Source organism: Pantoea latae (assembly GCF_002077695.1).
In the GTDB taxonomy this organism is placed as follows: Bacteria; Pseudomonadota; Gammaproteobacteria; order Enterobacterales; family Enterobacteriaceae; genus Pantoea; species Pantoea latae.
The window spans coordinates 1-908 of record NZ_MWUE01000002.1; the positions used below are offsets into that span (position 1 = coordinate 1).

Genomic DNA, 908 nt, shown 5'->3' on the forward strand with positions numbered 1-908 from the left:
CTGGCGGACAAGCTGCCGCAGACGCTGGTGGTGTCGGAGAATGACAATGCGGTGGTGATGATGTATCAGGGCAAGCCGTGGATCCGGTTGAATGGCGGCGACTGGGTTGCCTACCCGCAGTAGGTTTTGCCTGCTGCGCAGGCGGCGCTGAGCGGGTTCCGCCCGCCAGGCGTCAGGGAGTTTCATCCGCGCCGCTGCCGGCGTGCGTGTTAAGGGTGTCGCCACACCCTTAACAATCCCGGCTTCCGGCAGCTTCCACGCCGCGCTGCGCGCGGTCCCTTCGTTGCTTACGTCGGCCGACGGACCGCGCGGATTCGACATCCTGTCTCATGCCGCGCTCTCGCCGACGTCCTGTCGGCTCGTCCTGGCCGCCGTGCGCGCCTCAGCGTGTCAGATGCCTCGACCACCCCCCCGCCAGTGGATCCTCTGTTATTCATTAATAACTGCATTGTCTGATGCAGATTTCATGCATTCAGCAATGAAGCTGTTGGCAAAAAAAAACAGGACTTGCAGCGGGGTTGTGGGGGCCATCGCAGCCGCTGAGCGGAGAAAGGATTTCAGGACGAGCGGCAGGGATGCCGCGAAGAAGCTGGCATGAGCCATGGATGGCGAATCCAGCCGGTCCGTCAGAAATCCTGCCAGAGCGAAGGGACCCGCGTAGCGGGCGGATGCGCTGGCCCAGGGCGCGGGTGCAGGGCCGGCGCCTACCGGCCCTGCTCGGTCGCCCGCAGCGGGCGGAATGAAACTGCCCCGCTGTTGGGCGAACGAAACCCGCTCAGAGCCGCCTGCGCAGCAGGCAAACCTGCCAGCGGGCGGAACCCGCTCATAGCCGGTTCGCGTAGCGAACATAGAGCCAGTCCGCGCAGCGGACAGAAAGCGGCCCTGACGGCCGCACGCCGTCAGCGCTT

General features: G+C 65.1%; 2 protein-coding genes. One reads left to right on the forward strand and one right to left on the reverse strand.

The annotated features are described in order from the left end of the window. On the forward strand, nucleotides 1–123 hold a 123-nt coding region (bcsG, locus tag B2J69_RS23690; RefSeq protein WP_143806234.1), incomplete at its 5' end, for a cellulose biosynthesis protein BcsG. A 306-nt stretch (nucleotides 124–429) separates the two neighbouring features. On the opposite strand, the gene B2J69_RS24265 is transcribed toward bcsG, so the two are convergent. After that, nucleotides 430–908: hypothetical protein (locus tag B2J69_RS24265; RefSeq protein ID WP_236722665.1), on the reverse strand; the 479-nt coding region annotated here is incomplete at its 5' end.